The sequence below is a fragment of the Synechococcus sp. N5 genome, from assembly GCF_900473925.1.
Lineage (GTDB): Bacteria > Cyanobacteriota > Cyanobacteriia > PCC-6307 > Cyanobiaceae > Parasynechococcus.
In genome coordinates this window covers 19,623-34,903 of the sequence record NZ_UCNI01000005.1, presented here as the reverse complement: position 1 = coordinate 34,903, position 15,281 = coordinate 19,623, and the positions used below count along the sequence as shown (strand labels likewise).

Genomic DNA, 15,281 nt, shown 5'->3' with positions numbered 1-15,281 from the left:
CATGATCCGCAGGGAATTACCGGAAGGGCCCTCGTATAGCGTCGTATCGCGGTAATTTGCGGTGTGGTCTTGGTTTACGATGAATTTGGGGCTGCTGATTAAAATGCGGGAATGATTATAGCTCAGCGGGGCATCTGCAATCTGATGCTGGAATCTCCCCGGCACGTTGCTCGTGAGCGGCATTGCACTGCGCGCTGGTGCTGTGCGCTGTGCGCGGAGCGTTCAATATGTCGTTAGGGTTGTGGTAGCATTCGGAGAGTGGAAGCTTGATGGGTCTTGGAGTTGAGTCGATTTCTTCGAAGACCAGGACATGGAATCCATCTGCCGGATTGAACATGACCGACAGCGGTGGGAAGCCAACCGCAAAAGTCTTGGGGTGATACACAGGTGAGTTGGGGTCGTGGAGCTCGCCGGTCGCGAGCATTGGGACGTTTTTCAGCATCCGAACTACTGAATCTTTGAACTGGCGATCTTCACCTTCGATGAGCGACATGAGTCGCCCGTGTGCCTTCGCATCCATTACTGCTACACCTTGTCGAAACTGAGGACGGCGGGCTTCCCAGCCGCCCTCAATGCCCGTGTACGGACGAGGTTTAGAAGAGGAAGGCACGTGCGCCGTCAGGGATGTCAAACTCGTAAGAAACTCCGAACTCATCCCCTCGATACCAGATGATGACCCAGGAGTCAGATGAGATTTGCTCGAGGCACGCATTAATCGCGAGTGTGTACTCAGCTGCTGCGGCTGCTCGGCAATCTGCGTCTGGGCAGTTGTTGAACTCGTCTCTGTAGGCTTTGCATGCGTTGTCATAGCAGATGACAACCGAAGCGGGTGATCCATCCGGTGCACTTTGACACGCTGGCCCGCTTGGACTCTGGAACGATTCCTCAGAAGTGTGTGGGAAGGTTTGGTTCGGGACATGAAGTCGTAGGCTCGCCTCAGATTCGAGTTGTGCGAGGGGGGCATCGATAGGTGTTTGGAGGATCGCGGCAGTGACGGCTGTGAATGCAATATGCATCTTTGGTCTCCATATTCTGGAAGAGATCTGTGCCCACCACGCTGGTGGGTTGACTCATCCAAAATCGGAGAGAAAAGCCTTCTTGCAACAGACTTACGGAATCCCCTATACTGGGGACCGTACTGACGCACGCATTTTTTAAGTTGATTTCTTGCGGGTTGAAGCATCTGTGACGGCCCATACAAATAGAGCGAAGTCATATGGGCGTCTGTTGTGATCCATTCAATATTTTTTTCATGAAGGATGATGCTATGGGGATACGAGATATTGAGTTTGTCGCAGCTCACCTGCCATGGGTTCGAAAGCACGCGAGAAAAATTGCCAGGAGAAATAGGCACACGGACACATGCGAGTTGGTCTCTACAACCTGCCGGAGGATGGCTGAACTGCCAGAGAGGGAACGCTTTGCAAACGATAGAGATGGGAAGTCGTACATCTCGCGTGTAATGAAGAACGCGGTCACTGATCACTCTCGACGGGAAATCAACGAGCGAAATCGCAGGCAGAGATATGCAACGCTCCACAGAGTCGCGGAGGTCGAGTTCCCAGAGCTCGACCGGGACCTGGTTGCTGAAGTGATTGACGAGATGGCTATGTTGAGTACAGGTCATCGTGACATCCTCAACCTGTACTGCAAAGGCTTGACTTCGCAGCAAATCGCAGCCCAGAGTCTGAATCCCAGCACGGTGCGAACACACATCAGATTCATTAAGGCCGAAATCCGAAACAACGTTGAGCAGAGGATCAAGTGATTGATCCAAGATATGAGCTTCGAATCCTCAGTGGTGATTCCCTTGAGGAAGTGCTGGAGGGAAGGGAAGATTCCGACCCTGACATCGTTATCGATGCACTTAATGTTTGGATTGAGCACACGGATTTGATACAGGCTCAGGACGCTCAGCATGCGATTGAGTACCTTCGTACTCGTCTTCCCGATTGCCTGACCGAAGAGATTCGTTTGATGATCGAGAGTGAGTCGCGTCGAAGAGCGATGTTTGAACCGACGAATACCAGCTTGGATGCCGGTTGCTTTATTGGTCCAAGCATCCATGATGGCAAGGGACGATACCGCATTGAAGAGCTTGTAGGCAACGGATCGCAGGGGAGCGTGTACAGGGCGACCGATCGCAAGTTTCAATCGGCGAAACGATCGACCGTTGCGATTAAGGTCTACAAGAGTCCTGATGCGCTTCGGAGAGTGCGTGTGCCGAGCATCGATCACCCAAATGCGGTTCGTGTCTACGATCATGACATCGACCTTAAGCACTCGCCATTGGCGTACCAGGTGTTTGAGTTTCTCGATGGGCCAACATTAGACGAGTGGGCAGAGCAAAAGATCGTCTCAATCAATGAGATCAGCGAGATCTTGATCCAGATTTGCAATGGTGTGCAAGCCATTCATTCACTCCCCATTGTTCATCGTGATCTCAAGCCATCGAACATCATCATGGCCGAGGGGCGTCCAGTTATTGCAGACTTTGGTGTTGCAGTGGACGATCTCGATGATCAAACTGTTGCGGGATCTCCTTTATGCATGGCTCCGGAACAGATGCGTCCCAATGCCGATTCGATTGCGGTTGATGTGTATGGGATCGGTGGGATCGCATACTTTTTGATCACTGGTACATATCCGAACGGCGAAACTGAGCTTGAAGCTTTAAAGTTCCTTTCGAGTCGGCGCAGCGTTGATTGCAGCATGGTGCATGGACGCATGCGTAGAGTGGTGAGGAAGTGTCTCAGTCGCATACCATCCGAGCGGTACGCTTCAGCTGATGGGATCAGAGCTGATGTAGAACGAATCAGGCGGTTCATGCCTACGGGTGCTGAAGGGCCGATTGAACGTGCTTGCCTGTTCCTGCGTCGGAATCCTTGGGTCGCAGCGGTATCTCTCATTGTTGTTGCGATATTGGTTACAATTGTCATAAACCAACAACTACAACTCCAAGAGCGAGATGCACTCCGCGTCCAAGTGGAAGAGATGAAGGGTGCATTCCAGAAGACCGTTCTCGACGCACGGCTTCGAGACGGCGAACTCAGTCCGGCGAGTATGTACACAATCGCTGCTTTGAGCAAGCGGTTCCCGGAGTGGAACATCTGGTCGCACGCAGCATTGATCTCGATGGAAGGTGAGTTGATGCTCCGCGATGCGGTTGAAATATACGCTGCCGATCCCGTTGTCTCTCGGATTGATATCGCCTTCAGTTGGTGGTTGCTCGGCGACGTGCAGAAAGCTGCGGGGCGTCCCAAAGATGTATCAGACGCTTCATACAACGAGGCAATTCGGTTGTTCCGACTCGTCGCGAGCCCAAGCGATCCCATCGTTGATCGTGTGAAGAGGTCAAGAGACAGATAGATAATCAGCATCTCTTGTTACCTCTCGCCTCTGCGATTCGCTGACGCGAGATGCGAGCATACTTCCCGTTGATCTCGACGCCGAAGAAGCGTCGACCCGTGAGTGTCGCCGTCACTCCTGACGCGCCCGCGCCGGTGAACGGATCGATCACGAGATCTCCTGAACGAGTCGTTGCTTCGATCAGTTGACGCATGAGCTCCACGGGTTTCTCGGTGGGGTGCTTGCGGTTGTGGCTTGGTGGCTTGGGAACATGCAGCACGCTCAGAGGACGCTTGCCTGGGAAGGCGAAGCGTCCCTTCGTAGCCCACCAGATCAGCTCGTGACGCGGGCTGAACTGCCTCTTGCAATCGCCCATCCCGTTGCCGCCTTTGTCCCAGACGACCTGAGATCGAATCACAAAGCCCGCGGATTCCAGGGCGATCTTGAACACCTCCTGAATGTCCCATCGTGTGAAGCAGAGGATTCCCCCTCCTGGCTTGCAGATGCGATAGGCGTCGTGCATCCACCAGATGAACGGACGCTCGTCGTTGGCGATTCTCACGCCCTTCTGGGACTCGTAGCCGATCCCGTAGGGTGGGTCTGTAAGAATGAGTTGTGCGCTTTCGGTCTTGACCAAGCGCAGCTTGGTCATTGCGTCTCCCTTTACGAGACGCTGCATTGATTCTTTGCTCATCGAGATACTTCGCTTCCATGCTCATATCCTCACTTGGCGACGGTATTTGCTTGCAGGCTGGCCGTCGTCAGGGGTGCCGGGCGTTCGCGCGCCCGGCCCCACTCCTTTATTCCGTAATGACATATCAATTGATTGAAAGGTGGTCGTTATGAATGCTCCAGAACAGTCATGGTGGCTCACTCCTGCCGCCACCCTTATAGCTGCCGTGCTTGGTGGGATGATTCCCATGATCACAGCTTTGATAATCTTTGAAATTCAAGGCGAGCGTGATAGGCTGAGAGAGCTCGCCGAGAAAGCAGAGAAGTTGTATAGGAAGGTTATTGATGCTCAAAATTTGTATACATCTATGCTTCGGTATTATGATGTCGAGGGGGATAAGGCTAGCCGAGATGATGAATTTGCGCCCTGTATGGAGGCAATTACTAATCAGGCTGCGGACTCTATATCTATGGTCACATATTCTACAGACCATGAGGTCGTCATACTTCTTGAGGGATTTCAAAGGCATATCCAAGTGCTGTGCGAGGGGATGAGAGAGCTTCGGGACTTTGAGATCGGGGACTCTTATGCAACTATTGATCATGATCCTAAGTATGACGAACTGACACATATCACGGAAAAAATAAGAGCTTCGCAGGAAAAGGTTCGAAAATCTGCTCTTCATATGTGCATTCGGATTTCTGAGCTTCGAGAGAAAGCGAATAGGACGCTGTATCAGCGTCTGCGTCAGGTAGTCCACAATGCTTGACGGGCTCACTGAGCTCATGTTGCTGATTCCCGATTAGTTGCGTTGTTTGAGTATTCTCCAAAATCGATCGCGACCCAGCGATATCGCCGATTGTCGAACATCAGGTTCTCCATGTGCTGGTCGAGATCGCTGTAGCCGAGCTTCTTGAGTCGATTGATCGTCTGCCAGAACTGGTCCGGCATCCGATCGAAGTGAATCAGTCCTTGATCGTGCATGCCTTCAACAGTCTCGCCGTCGATTTGTTCTGTGAAGTACCCGTATCGTGGCGTGCTGCGTTCGGGCAACCAGACGCGGACCACTTCTCCCACATCTGGGGCGAGCCCGTAACGGCGATAACGCAGCTGCGATCGGCGTGCTTTTCGTGTTTGCTCGAGGGAGCGGTAGACCTTGAGACCCCACGGGAGCATTCGGTCGTCGGCGAAGGGCTCCCAGGTGGTGAATCGCACGTCGGGCACGAAGATGCACTCCGCGCCGGCGATGCCCATTCCGAGCTGGGCCTTGGTGAGCTGGATAGAGCAGGCGATCCGCATCAGGCCGATACCTTCCTGCGTGGAGGGTGTGTGTTGGTCCACACCCCGTCCTGCTCGATGCCAGAGAGATCTTCCGGCCATCCGAGGAGTGAGTAGTCCAGGTGCATCACGCGATACACGGCACGGGGTGTTCCGTGGTATCCGGTCTCCTTGTTTCCGCCATTATTGCGGAAATCAATCTGCTCAAGGATTCCCGCATTTGTCATTGCTCGGAACATCCCGCCAGTTGAACGCAGATCGACGTCATCTTCGTACTGTGGCTGCTTGGATGCCCAGTGCGAAAAGTCGATCGCCTGGAACTCCGCGCCGATGCCACGCGTCCGAACATATGTCCACAGCAACCAGCGTAGCTTGAGGACTTTGCGGTTGCGTTCCGGGGAGCGTGTGTTGGGCGATGCGGTATCTTCGATTACTCGGATCCCGAGATCGTGCACGCGGCGTCCCGGTTTGGGTAGGTGATCCAAGTCCGCAAAGCTCATCTGGTCGATGTCGTCGTCAAAGGGTGCCATATCGTGCCTCCATGCACTCGTGGATACCTCGTGTCAGCTGATCCTTCAGCTGGCTCGTCTCGCTCGCTCTTGTGCTTTCCTCGGTATATCAAAGGATTGCGGCACGATCCCACGACTGGCGAACTCTCGCCCTAGAAACGCACGCATGCATTCGATGCAGCGCACCAGCGTGGGGGCATCGCAATGCAGGAAGCACTCTGGTTCGTACTCGAGGAACTGCGCTCCGGTCTCGGACTGGTCCTGCTGGTACACGTGCTTGACCACATACTGCTCAAGGCCCTCGTCGAACTTACTCGGGATCTGCTCGATTCCCTCGAGCATGATCCGATGAGCACGGTCGCGTAGGCGTTCGCAATCGTCCTTCATCGCCGCCCCCCAGGACCCGTAGTTCTTGGGTGCGTAGAGCGGCTTGCCGTTCTCTTTGGCGACCGGCTCGGCGAAGCTCATGAACATCTTGAACTGCTGATTGGTGTTGCGTTCGTGCTTGACCGATGGGTGCCCGGTCTCGCGATCGATGGGACACCCGCAGTGCTTCATCACCATGTAGCGTTGGATGATGTTCCACCCGGCAAATCGGGCAGCGAGGATGACGAGCTTCTGTTGCTTTGGTGACCAGCTCATGCGACCGCCGCCTTTCGGCTCTGGGTCTGCTTCTGCTTGGTGCGCTGGAAGCCGTCGTAGCCCTCCATCTCGCGGAGCGCGGAGTTGAGGTGCTTGACAGTGACAGTCTTGTCTCGTGCAAGCATGTTCGCATTGAGCATGAGGTACGCGGCGCTGCGGAGCCCGCCCCACCCGAGCGTGCTGGCCAGGTCTGCAACAAACGCAGCGCCGGAGAGGTCGATCTTGATCTTCATCGCGGTCGCGTAGTTCTTGATATCGTCGACGCTGTAGAGCGGTTCGCCGGTAGCCATGCACTCGGCGGTGATGTTGTAGGTCATCGAAACGAGCGACTTCATCTGCCCGTGGAACTGATCGAAGTCATCGATTGTCTCGAGGAGGTCCTGAGTACCCACCAGCACGATCGGGCACCCCGTCTGCTTGTGGATGTCTCGGATGATGTTCATCGCCTTCTTGCTCAGGTAGTGGACCTCGTCGAGCAGGATCAGGCGGTCGCTGTCCTTGAGCGACTTCACTAGGTTCTGCATCATGCGGTACGAGGTGTAGCGATCGTTGAGACCGAGCTCAGCAGAGAGTCTGCGGAGTACGGTCGATTGCGATCCATCGGTGCGGGTGAACTCGATGTGCGCCGAGTTGGGGATCATCGCGACCATCGCCTTGAGCACGGTTGTCTTGCTCGTGCCTGAAGGTCCGACGATTGCTCCCATTGATTTGCGGCGAACGATCTGCTTGATAACACCGATCATCTTCTCCGCGACATCGGTGGAGACGTATTGCCCTGGCATCTCGCCCACGCCGCCCTCAGAGCCCCGGAGCCAGCGATCGAGCTTGCGAGCGATGATCGTGTCGTTATGCTCGTAGCGGTCCTCCATGAAGCGCCTGACGGCCTTGCGAGCGACCCCGACCTTCTTGTCGACCTGTTCGTAGTTGAGCGACTGTTCATCGCATCGTTCGTTGACGCGCTGACGCACGAAATCGAGCTGCTCTTGCGAGAGCTCACCAGATGATGGCAGCATCCTTGCCTCCATAGCCCGCGACTCCTTCGCGGCCTGATTGACGAGAGTCTTGTCGTCTCTCGTGTTATTGCGATCACGGCTCATCGGAGGTGATCCATAATGCGGAGATCTGGGTCGATCTCCTCGGTATCGAAACCGAAGCCCTCGGCATCGGTCAGACTTCCAGTCGCGAACTCGTCATGCTCGACGTCTAGGTCAGCACTGATCAATGATGAGGAAGCGAACTCCGCCTCCTCGCTGAGATGCTGATCTCGCGCGGCTTCAATGATCGACCCGCAGTTCTCCGGATCCTCGTAGTGCTCAGCGCCCGCAGCTTTGCGGTGCTTCTGCTCTTGGACGTCATCGGGTGCGTCATCGAGTCGGGTGCGTACCAGACGCAGCTGAGGTGCGTCGTGTGGGTCTCGACCCTTTCGCTCCGCTTCCAGCTTCGCCTGTGTCTCTGCTACTTCGCGCTTGCGGGTTTCTCGCGAGGCGAGCTCGGCGTTGTCCATCGTCATGGTGAGGATGTCCGCGCGTTGCTTCGCACGACGCTTCTGACCGCGTCGTGCGGCGAATCCGGCGCGGCGATCAGCAATCGTGACCTTGTCGCTTGCCAGTCCGCCGTATCGCTTGTTCTCCATCGCGGTGCAGACGAGTTTGAAGTCCTCGTCCCAGACCGTGATCTGCGTGGTGTCCTCGGGATCCCAGCTGACGTAAACACGCTTGTCGGATCCGACGAAGGGTTCGAGCTCGACGGCTGTGTCACCAAAGCGAACTGTCCCGCCACCGATCTTCAGTGAGATCCCGTTCTTGTGCACCTTGAGCGGCTTTGGTGACCACATCGGCTCAAGCAGCTTGAGCGCGTTCTTGTTGATGACGGGCTTTGTCTCGAGGTAGCGATCGTAGAACTGGATCGGGCTCATACGCTCGAGCGTATCTGGGTCCTTGAGATCGTCGATGCGATGCTCGGTGCGCGTGTTGTACCAGGCGATGAACTCGTCGAAGATCTCTCGCACCTCGTCGAGGGTTGGCAGCGAGAGGATATCCTTCCGTTGATCGCGAAGAGCGATGCTGTCGAGCATGCCGGGCTTGTTCCCGCAGTAGCTCATGAAGTCCCTGTCAAACTCCCCGTGCACGGTTCCGTGCCAGCGTTCGATCCGCGACTTGCCGTCGTGGTTGTAGGGCATCGCGAAGTGGGGGGTGATGCCGAGCATCCCGAGAATGCCGGTCGCTGCTCGTTCGTTCTGCTCGCGTTCTTCCTTGGGTGTCGATCGTCGCTCGCTCTTGGTGAGCCCGCCGATGGACTGCGCCATGAAGTCCTTGCCATTGTCGAGCCAGACGACTTCCGGGCGTGCGATCTCTGGGTTGTGCAGGGCGTTGAGCAGCGCGGCGCGGATCGTGATCTGGTTGCCCTGCTCGCTGACGTGGTACCCGGTAATCAGTCGTGTGCGGCGATCCATCCATGATGTGAGCTGCGGGCGTGTGCGGACCCACTTGCCCGCCTTGATCACGCGCACATCGAAGTCGAAGACCATGTGGTCCGATTCCCAGCACTGACCGACCTTCCAGGCGTTGGGATCTTGCTCCATGGGCGCGAGGAACTTACGGTTCCAGGCATCCTGCCCCTCGCGTTGTAGGCAGACCATAGATGGGTCGAGTCGCTCGTTGACGAGCTGGTAGATCCGGCGCTCCGATGGCCATGCCCATCCCTCTACCTTTGCTTGCTCTCGTGTGTGTCTCCAGCACTTGGCGAGCGAGCGTTGGTTCTTGTGTAGGTAGAGATCGCAGAAGAACTTCCACGCGGCCTCAGAACAGGTCTGGATGTCACCTTTCTTTCGTCCGCGTCGATCGATGACAGCGTACACGATCCCCTCTATGTCCTCGGATGCGGGGGAGTTCTTGTCCATGTCGTACAAGCGAGTTTTACCAGGGCAGGTTCCGTACTTGGTCTCCATCGCTTTCTTGAATGAAGCGAAGGAAGTACGAGCAGTGCTCGTTCGGAACTTGCGAAACTCGATCACGATCTGTGCGAGGAGCTGAGCCTGCTTGATTTTCTCAGCTGGCATTGTCTCCATGAGCTCTTGGATCTTCGATCGCCCGGAATCGTCCGTCTCGACAGAGATCCGGCGCAGGCGAGGAGAGTAGCTCGTGTGCAGGTGCCATTTATGCGTGCCGTCGACGAGGATCTTCTTCGCCTGGTGCTTGGCTTGAAGCTGCTCGTTGCACTTGCGACGAAGGTTGCCTTCTGATGTGCCAAGTGCCTCGGCAGCGACATCGATGGGCACCCACTCCTGCGGGGCGGTGGTCTGTTCGCGATGGATCGGTAGTGCGGTCATGCTGCGGGGAACTGAACCGCTTGCACGGCTTTGGTTGAGTCGTGAAGGAGCGTGATGAGCTCATGGGCGAGCCGCTTGCGATGGACGTAGAGTGCGACCCAGATCTGGAGCTTCCCTTCGACCACTGAGAGCTGGTAGTCGATGACCTTCTTCGAGGAGAGCGATGCAAGCGCACTGATCATCTTGTCTTGAGGGATCGCTGGCTTGCGTTCGGCCATGCGGATCATGGAGTCGAAGTCGCACGGCCAAGCGACTGGGTTGGTTTCTGGTGCGAACCGGTCGAGCATCGCGAGCAAAGTTTCTTCGTTAGGCGTGAGATCAAGGTACTTTCCGCCACTGACGGAGGACGCGAGTGGTCCGGGTTTGGGTGTCTCATACTCTTTGGCATTGAGTTGCACGATCAATCTCCGATCTGGTTACGCAACACAGTCAAGCTTCTGGCTACTGCGATGCTGGGTGGGTTGGGTGGATGGGGCGGGTGAAAGATCAAGCTGGTCGAGCAGCTGACGCTTATGGGCGCAGAGCGCTTGGATGGCTCTGTCGAGGTCGGCGACTCGCTTCACACGAGCGTCGTCGGTATCGAGGGACTCGTAGCACTTATGAAGTATGTATGAGGTCGTCACGACGCACTCGCTGACGATGTCGCTTGACGCATTGCCCTCGTCCTGTGCGACAATGGTGATTGAGGGATCGCCTGTTATCGCCATAAGGAGCTCCGGGTCTCTGGTGAGGGTCCAGAGCGCCCGGAGCACCTCGGGAGAGAGGACTCGTTCGCCGCTGATCACGCGGCTGATATGTGAAGGGTCAAGCTGAGCCTCGCGTGCAACCTGGTCGTTGGTAAGGTTGTGACGATCGATGACGCGGGCGGCGACAGTATTGTGGTAGCGCATGACGGGAATCTCTGAGTTGTGGCTGCTCAAGCTGATCAGACTGGTCATGGCGTCATGCCCTCGAATGTGGTGAGCACGAAGTCGTTCTCGATCGTGCTGGCGATCCGTCTGTGGACCGCGATGATGTTCAGTGACTCAGACGCGACGCATCGTGCAGGGTGTGGCTCACGGGTTGCCCGTGGGATCTTCCGTGGATCGATGCCCTAGCTTGCCGAGCACTCCGCGTCGGCGTCTGAGTCAGAAGCACTGACCGGGCATCTCTGCCCAGTAAGTGCAGGTGTTGAGTGCGGCTAAGCCGCAACTGATGGCTTTATGAGTTCTGGAGAAAGGAGGTCGGGAAGAGGTACACGCAGGGCTTGGGAGATTCGCTTCATGTCCAAGAGCGACGGCGAGGAAACGCCTCTCTCAAAGTTGCTGATGGTCTGGCGAGTCAGGTTCACCATGTGGGCCAGCTGCTCCTGGGAAACTCCGACTCCCTTGCGGATTTCTCTGATTCTGTGATCCATGTGGTCCCCTTCGGAGTTGGCAAAGGGTTTGCAACTCATTACAGTGACCAATCTAACTGGGGAAGATTTGGCTTGTCAACTCACTCCGGGCATTTTTGCATAAAAAAATGGTCAATGGCTAAGAGCAAATCAAGCGGCAAATCGAGCAGGCAAGGAAAAATCCCCACCGATTGGGCGGGACAGGGGCTTCAACTGCCTAAAGCGATGGGCAAAGAATTCCGCGAACTCAGCGGAGAGTTCGGCCATGGTGGGGTGAAGATTCTCGGGACTGCGGCAGTTTCGCTACTACTCGCAATGGACAAGGAGGATCGAGACACTCTCTGTGCGTACGTTTTCCAAAAGACTTACAGGAGTGCAGGTGACCTTGAGGCAAAGCGAGTGCTTGAACTATTCAAATACTTGCTCTTAGAGCAGGACGGAAATTCAGCTCCGATAGTTGAGCCACAGTGGGTCGTTGATCGCGAGGAGCACGAGAGACCAACGAGTGAGCCTGGTAAGGAGAGCTGAGTTCCAATCATGGGGAAGATTATGTCAAAGTGGCAAGTTTTCGGTGTTGATAGAGTCAGTGGGGAAGATCGGGTCATTTACGTAGAAGCGGGTACTGAAAAACATGCGCTCGACAAGGCCAGCGAATCTGGTGTGATGGTTGAGCGGATCCAGATTACAACAAAAAAAAGATTGCAATCAGAGAGTGCTGGCTCAACCAGCGGTAGTCAAGGAGTGCGATTCTTAGGAATACCTGTCCCGTTCTTAGGCGAACAAAGGAGAAAGTACTCTGAACGAGGCGTCAACACTGTTGGCGAAATTGCGGCGGGCGTCTTTGTAGGATTGCTCCTGTTTTCTCTATTTTCTCCCTTGGTAGTTGTGTATGTTGCAATGGCTTTGTATGTTTGGGGGCAATCTGTTTGAGCTCGCTTGACACACGATCCGAGACCTGCTAATCTCGCAGAGCAGTTGTTGACGAGTGAAAACTCGCTGATGGATAAACACGACTCAAAGTCGTAGCACTGGCTGGGCGTTTCTGCATCTGAGGATGCAGAATCGTGAACACAGGTTCGCACAACTCGACTATTCACAACGCTCGGGGGCATGATGCCGTCGGGCGTTCTACTGCGCTCGGCGGCATCCCGCGCGAGCCAGGTCACCTGCTTGATTCGCTGCCTGACTCCCCTTCGATTGACCGTTTGCCGGGTATCGAGTGGGTGTTTGTCAGCATCGTCGTGATCTGCCTGACCGCGCTGCACCAAGTGAACCGTCGCGAGGAAGCGGCGAGGTTCGCACGCATGCAGCACTTGCAACAACCAGAACAAAACCAACATACGGTGCCGAATGGATTCGGCCCGCTCACATCGCATGGAGGCGAACATGGGCAGCACCACTTCACGCCATAAATCACTGGTCCAATCGCTCGTCGAGTGGTTGTGCGGCGGCGCATTCATTGTGCTGCTGTTTGTTATCTTTGCGGTTCTGATCAGCACGGCGAGCACTGGGTGTGCGTCCACATCGCGCACCGAAACATCGCCCGCATCGACGAACGCGACGCACGAGACCAGCACGCAGCGTCCGGGTCGCACGATTCGCAACGAGTACAAGCTCGAAATGACCCCGCCCGCACCGGCAGGCGGGACCACAGATTCTCAGGTACAGCCGCGAAGCACTGAGGCTGGGCAGGCGGGGGCTTTAACGGTTTTCTCCCCGGCAACGCCTGCGGTTTACCAGATGTCCGATCTGGGAATGGGCGGCAACAAGGTGCTGAGCGAGGGGCGATCGTCTCCCTCGCTCACACCTGTTGCCTACAACCAACGCCAACCCAAGCCCGTTGAGGACGCGATTCGTGACGCGGTTGAGCATGGGTATGGGATCAAGCTAGAACATGTGCAGACCGAAGAAATCCCTCTTGCAACCGATACTTCCAGCTCGATGCTCGATGATCGCGGGCCGGGTCTCAAGACCACGAGCGACGAGGCGGCGATCGGGTTCGATGGGAGCCGATCGGGTGCGTCGCTGCCTTGGGGCGGCGAGTCAGGCAAGACTAAATGGGGACTCGATGCGAGCCTGTTCACGCGTGGCCTCAACCCCCTCATGATCATCGGAGCGATCGTCATGATCGCGGCGATCATCCCCGTGATCTCCCCGCCCCGTCGCTGGTTTGCGGCGGGGATTGTTGCATTGACGGGGATGCTGATCATCGCAGCGGGCGTGGTGAGCGAGCAGGCACCTTGGGTGTTCGTGCTGGCGATCCTTGCGTTCCTCGGAGTCGCGGGATGGCTCGGGTATGAAGCGTGGCGGAACAAGCGACGCCAGGTCGCGCTCACGAGCATCGTGAAGGGCGTTGAAGACGCGGATCCTGTTGCCAAGGAGATCGCCAAGCAGAGCATCGGAAAGGCCGCAGCGGGCAACCTCGCGGTCGTCAAGAGCGAGGTGGGCGCGACGAAAGCGAAGGTCACATAGCACACTCATGTACGGGAGCAGGCGAGCGAAACCACCATCCGCCATGACCCTGCTCCCCAGAACTACACCACACCACGCTCGGGAGAGGACGGGGCGGGGGGAGCACGGACGCGATGATCCCCGCCCCGCTTTGAGAACAACACACCACGAATGCAAGGACGCATCCCATGGCAAAGCTGACAAAGAAACAAGAGAACCAGATCACGGCGAAAGCCTTGGTCACTGCCGCGAAGCAGGTCGAATCAAGCGGCGTTCAGGAGCTCCCCGCAGGCTCGTACCCGTTCGACATCAACACGCAGATCACGGGTGAGTTGCTCGTGAAGCAGGGCAGCGAAGCGGGTCCGGAAGTGACGGTGATCGACTTCAGTCCCAACGACGTGCTGCGTGGCATCCTCGCGACCGCAGACGATCCCGACAAGCTCGTCAGCGACGCGCTCGGCTGGCACAAGTCCAACGACAAGGACGCACGCAAGTCCCAAGACGAGCAGACCAAGCAGACGCTCCTCAAGTGCGCCAAGCGACGCAAGATGACCAAGGTGTACTCGACGCCTGCGAAGCAGGGCGCAGCGAGCGCGAAGCCGACCGTCAAGGTCACCGGCAAGGTCAGCCAGCGTCAGGTCGCGTTGGAGGTCAATGCGGCGTGAGCAGCGGCAGCAAGATCATCACAGCAGCGACGCTCGCGAGCGAGACGAGCACGGCCACATGGGCCGTGCTCATGGTCGTTGTGAGCGTGCTCATTGCGATGACGCTGGCGTTCTTTCGCAGCAAGAACGCGGAGTTGAGCGAAGCAAGAAAGACCGCGAGCAAGAACGCGGACGAGGCCACCTCTGCCCGCCACAACGAGATCAAGACGCTGATCGGAGGCGTGAAGGAGAGCGTCGACGGCGTCGCGCACCGGATGGACAAGGTCGAAGACCGTGTCGGGCATCTGGAGCAGGGGCACGAGCGATTGGAGATCCAGATCAAGAGCATCAAGGAAGGTGGGGAGCGATGAGCAGTACCGCCAATATCACCGAACGCTTTCTTGAGATGAACAAGCAGTCGCTGATCTTCAAAGCGCTGCGTGTATCTGAGCCGGGCAATAAGCGAGGCAACATCTCCAAGTGCTGGCAGCTCGACATGCACACTCTTAACGAGTGTGCGTGCATGCACATCATCGAGCATAAATCGGGATCAACGATTTACGAAGAGCTGGAGCACCGTTTCGTTGAGGCGGGGGTTCAGAAGCGTTCGCTGGATACCTGGCTCCGTCAGATCCGCAAAGCGTACGGGGTGCAGCAGGATGCGTATCTGAGCAATGTCAGCGAGGCAGAGTCCATCGCGTTTGCAAGTGGAGATCTCACCGCAGTTCTTGGTGTCACGATGTCGCAGCTGGCACCACGATTCATCACATGGGGCAAGGGGCTCGATCTCGCAGAGTGTACCAAGGACGAGCACAACACATTGCTGCGGTTCATGGATACGCAGATCAAAGCTGCTGAGGTCCAGGCAAAGGCACGCCACAACGAAGCACTGACGGAACGCGTGCTCCAGAAGTTGCGTGAGCAGGTCAAGATCATCGGCGATGACAAGCGTGCGCCACTCGATCGCGAGCAGGCACAGAAGCGGATCGCAGAACTCGTGGACGAAGCAGTGGGACTCAAGAGATCAGCATGA

The 15,281-nt window shown here is 56.5% G+C and carries 21 protein-coding genes; 11 read left to right on the top strand and 10 right to left on the bottom strand.

Features of this window, described 5'->3' with window-relative positions:
- Nucleotides 1-115 precede the first annotated feature (115 nt).
- Entirely contained in the window at nucleotides 116-631 is a 516-nt protein-coding gene (locus DXY03_RS05380; protein ID WP_170951994.1) for a hypothetical protein, read from the bottom strand.
- 585 nt (nucleotides 632-1,216) lie between these two features.
- Here DXY03_RS05380 and DXY03_RS05375 point away from each other — a divergent pair.
- Entirely contained in the window at nucleotides 1,217-1,768 is a 552-nt protein-coding gene (locus DXY03_RS05375) for a sigma-70 family RNA polymerase sigma factor (protein ID WP_115009524.1), read from the top strand.
- A complete protein-coding gene (locus tag DXY03_RS05370; RefSeq protein ID WP_115009523.1) occupies nucleotides 1,765-3,369 on the top strand; it encodes a serine/threonine-protein kinase in 1,605 nt (534 codons plus the stop codon). Before DXY03_RS05375 ends, DXY03_RS05370 begins: the two co-directional genes overlap by 4 nt.
- A 4-nt stretch (nucleotides 3,370-3,373) precedes the next feature.
- On the opposite strand, the gene DXY03_RS05365 is transcribed toward DXY03_RS05370, so the two are convergent.
- Nucleotides 3,374-4,000 carry a site-specific DNA-methyltransferase gene (locus DXY03_RS05365; protein ID WP_170951992.1) on the bottom strand — a complete coding sequence of 209 codons (627 nt, stop codon included), beginning with the start codon at nucleotides 3,998-4,000 and terminating at the stop codon, nucleotides 3,374-3,376.
- 190 nt (nucleotides 4,001-4,190) lie between these two features.
- On the opposite strand from DXY03_RS05365, the gene DXY03_RS05360 reads away from it, so the two are divergent.
- The gene (locus DXY03_RS05360) at nucleotides 4,191-4,790 is read left to right on the top strand and encodes a hypothetical protein (RefSeq protein ID WP_115009521.1); all 600 of its coding nucleotides are present in this window, start codon (nucleotides 4,191-4,193) and stop codon (nucleotides 4,788-4,790) included.
- A gap of 14 nt (nucleotides 4,791-4,804) precedes the next feature.
- Here DXY03_RS05360 and DXY03_RS05355 read toward each other — a convergent pair whose 3' ends face one another.
- The 7 genes from DXY03_RS05355 to DXY03_RS05325 are packed head-to-tail and all read right to left on the bottom strand — an operon-like array spanning nucleotide 4,805 to nucleotide 10,716.
- Nucleotides 4,805-5,320 (bottom strand): hypothetical protein, encoded by a 516-nt coding sequence (locus DXY03_RS05355; RefSeq protein ID WP_115009520.1) that lies wholly within the window; start codon nucleotides 5,318-5,320, stop codon nucleotides 4,805-4,807.
- Nucleotides 5,320-5,829, bottom strand: a complete 510-nt coding sequence (locus DXY03_RS05350) for a hypothetical protein (protein ID WP_115009519.1) — start codon at nucleotides 5,827-5,829, stop codon at nucleotides 5,320-5,322. The genes DXY03_RS05355 and DXY03_RS05350 overlap by 1 nt, the downstream gene beginning before the upstream one ends.
- Nucleotides 5,830-5,874: 45 nt before the next feature.
- Nucleotides 5,875-6,450: a hypothetical protein gene (locus DXY03_RS05345; protein ID WP_115009518.1), complete on the bottom strand. Its 576-nt coding sequence runs from the start codon at nucleotides 6,448-6,450 to the stop codon at nucleotides 5,875-5,877.
- Nucleotides 6,447-7,547 (bottom strand): ATP-binding protein, encoded by a 1,101-nt coding sequence (locus DXY03_RS05340; RefSeq protein ID WP_115009517.1) that lies wholly within the window; start codon nucleotides 7,545-7,547, stop codon nucleotides 6,447-6,449. The genes DXY03_RS05345 and DXY03_RS05340 overlap by 4 nt, the downstream gene beginning before the upstream one ends.
- Nucleotides 7,544-9,778 (bottom strand): DNA-binding domain-containing protein, encoded by a 2,235-nt coding sequence (locus DXY03_RS05335; protein WP_115009516.1) that lies wholly within the window; start codon nucleotides 9,776-9,778, stop codon nucleotides 7,544-7,546. Before DXY03_RS05335 ends, DXY03_RS05340 begins: the two co-directional genes overlap by 4 nt.
- Nucleotides 9,775-10,182 carry a hypothetical protein gene (locus DXY03_RS05330; RefSeq protein ID WP_136987649.1) on the bottom strand — a complete coding sequence of 136 codons (408 nt, stop codon included), beginning with the start codon at nucleotides 10,180-10,182 and terminating at the stop codon, nucleotides 9,775-9,777. Before DXY03_RS05330 ends, DXY03_RS05335 begins: the two co-directional genes overlap by 4 nt.
- 12 nt (nucleotides 10,183-10,194) lie before the next feature.
- Nucleotides 10,195-10,716 (bottom strand): helix-turn-helix transcriptional regulator, encoded by a 522-nt coding sequence (locus DXY03_RS05325; protein WP_115009514.1) that lies wholly within the window; start codon nucleotides 10,714-10,716, stop codon nucleotides 10,195-10,197.
- Between the two features lie 6 nt (nucleotides 10,717-10,722).
- Here DXY03_RS05325 and DXY03_RS12235 point away from each other — a divergent pair, with 6 nt between their 5' ends.
- Nucleotides 10,723-10,875 carry a hypothetical protein gene (locus tag DXY03_RS12235; RefSeq protein ID WP_170951991.1) on the top strand — a complete coding sequence of 51 codons (153 nt, stop codon included), beginning with the start codon at nucleotides 10,723-10,725 and terminating at the stop codon, nucleotides 10,873-10,875.
- 83 nt (nucleotides 10,876-10,958) lie between these two features.
- Here the strand turns inward: DXY03_RS12235 and DXY03_RS12815 are convergent, their stop codons facing one another.
- Entirely contained in the window at nucleotides 10,959-11,111 is a 153-nt protein-coding gene (locus DXY03_RS12815; protein ID WP_371637687.1) for a helix-turn-helix transcriptional regulator, read from the bottom strand.
- Here DXY03_RS12815 and DXY03_RS12230 point away from each other — a divergent pair, their 5' ends adjacent.
- From DXY03_RS12230 to DXY03_RS05295, 7 genes are all read left to right on the top strand, one after another.
- Nucleotides 11,112-11,681, top strand: coding sequence for a hypothetical protein (locus DXY03_RS12230; protein WP_170951990.1), 570 nt, complete (start codon nucleotides 11,112-11,114; stop codon nucleotides 11,679-11,681).
- Nucleotides 11,682-11,690: 9 nt separating this feature from the next.
- A complete protein-coding gene (locus DXY03_RS11845; RefSeq protein ID WP_136987648.1) occupies nucleotides 11,691-12,083 on the top strand; it encodes a hypothetical protein in 393 nt (130 codons plus the stop codon).
- Nucleotides 12,084-12,217: 134 nt separating this feature from the next.
- Nucleotides 12,218-12,565: a hypothetical protein gene (locus DXY03_RS11840; RefSeq protein ID WP_136987647.1), complete on the top strand. Its 348-nt coding sequence runs from the start codon at nucleotides 12,218-12,220 to the stop codon at nucleotides 12,563-12,565.
- Nucleotides 12,540-13,625, top strand: a complete 1,086-nt coding sequence (locus tag DXY03_RS05310) for a hypothetical protein (protein WP_136987646.1) — start codon at nucleotides 12,540-12,542, stop codon at nucleotides 13,623-13,625. Before DXY03_RS11840 ends, DXY03_RS05310 begins: the two co-directional genes overlap by 26 nt.
- Before the next feature lie 167 nt (nucleotides 13,626-13,792).
- Entirely contained in the window at nucleotides 13,793-14,269 is a 477-nt protein-coding gene (locus DXY03_RS05305; RefSeq protein ID WP_115009510.1) for a hypothetical protein, read from the top strand.
- Entirely contained in the window at nucleotides 14,266-14,619 is a 354-nt protein-coding gene (locus DXY03_RS05300) for a hypothetical protein (protein ID WP_115009509.1), read from the top strand. Before DXY03_RS05305 ends, DXY03_RS05300 begins: the two co-directional genes overlap by 4 nt.
- A complete protein-coding gene (locus DXY03_RS05295) occupies nucleotides 14,616-15,281 on the top strand; it encodes a hypothetical protein (protein WP_115009508.1) in 666 nt (221 codons plus the stop codon). Before DXY03_RS05300 ends, DXY03_RS05295 begins: the two co-directional genes overlap by 4 nt.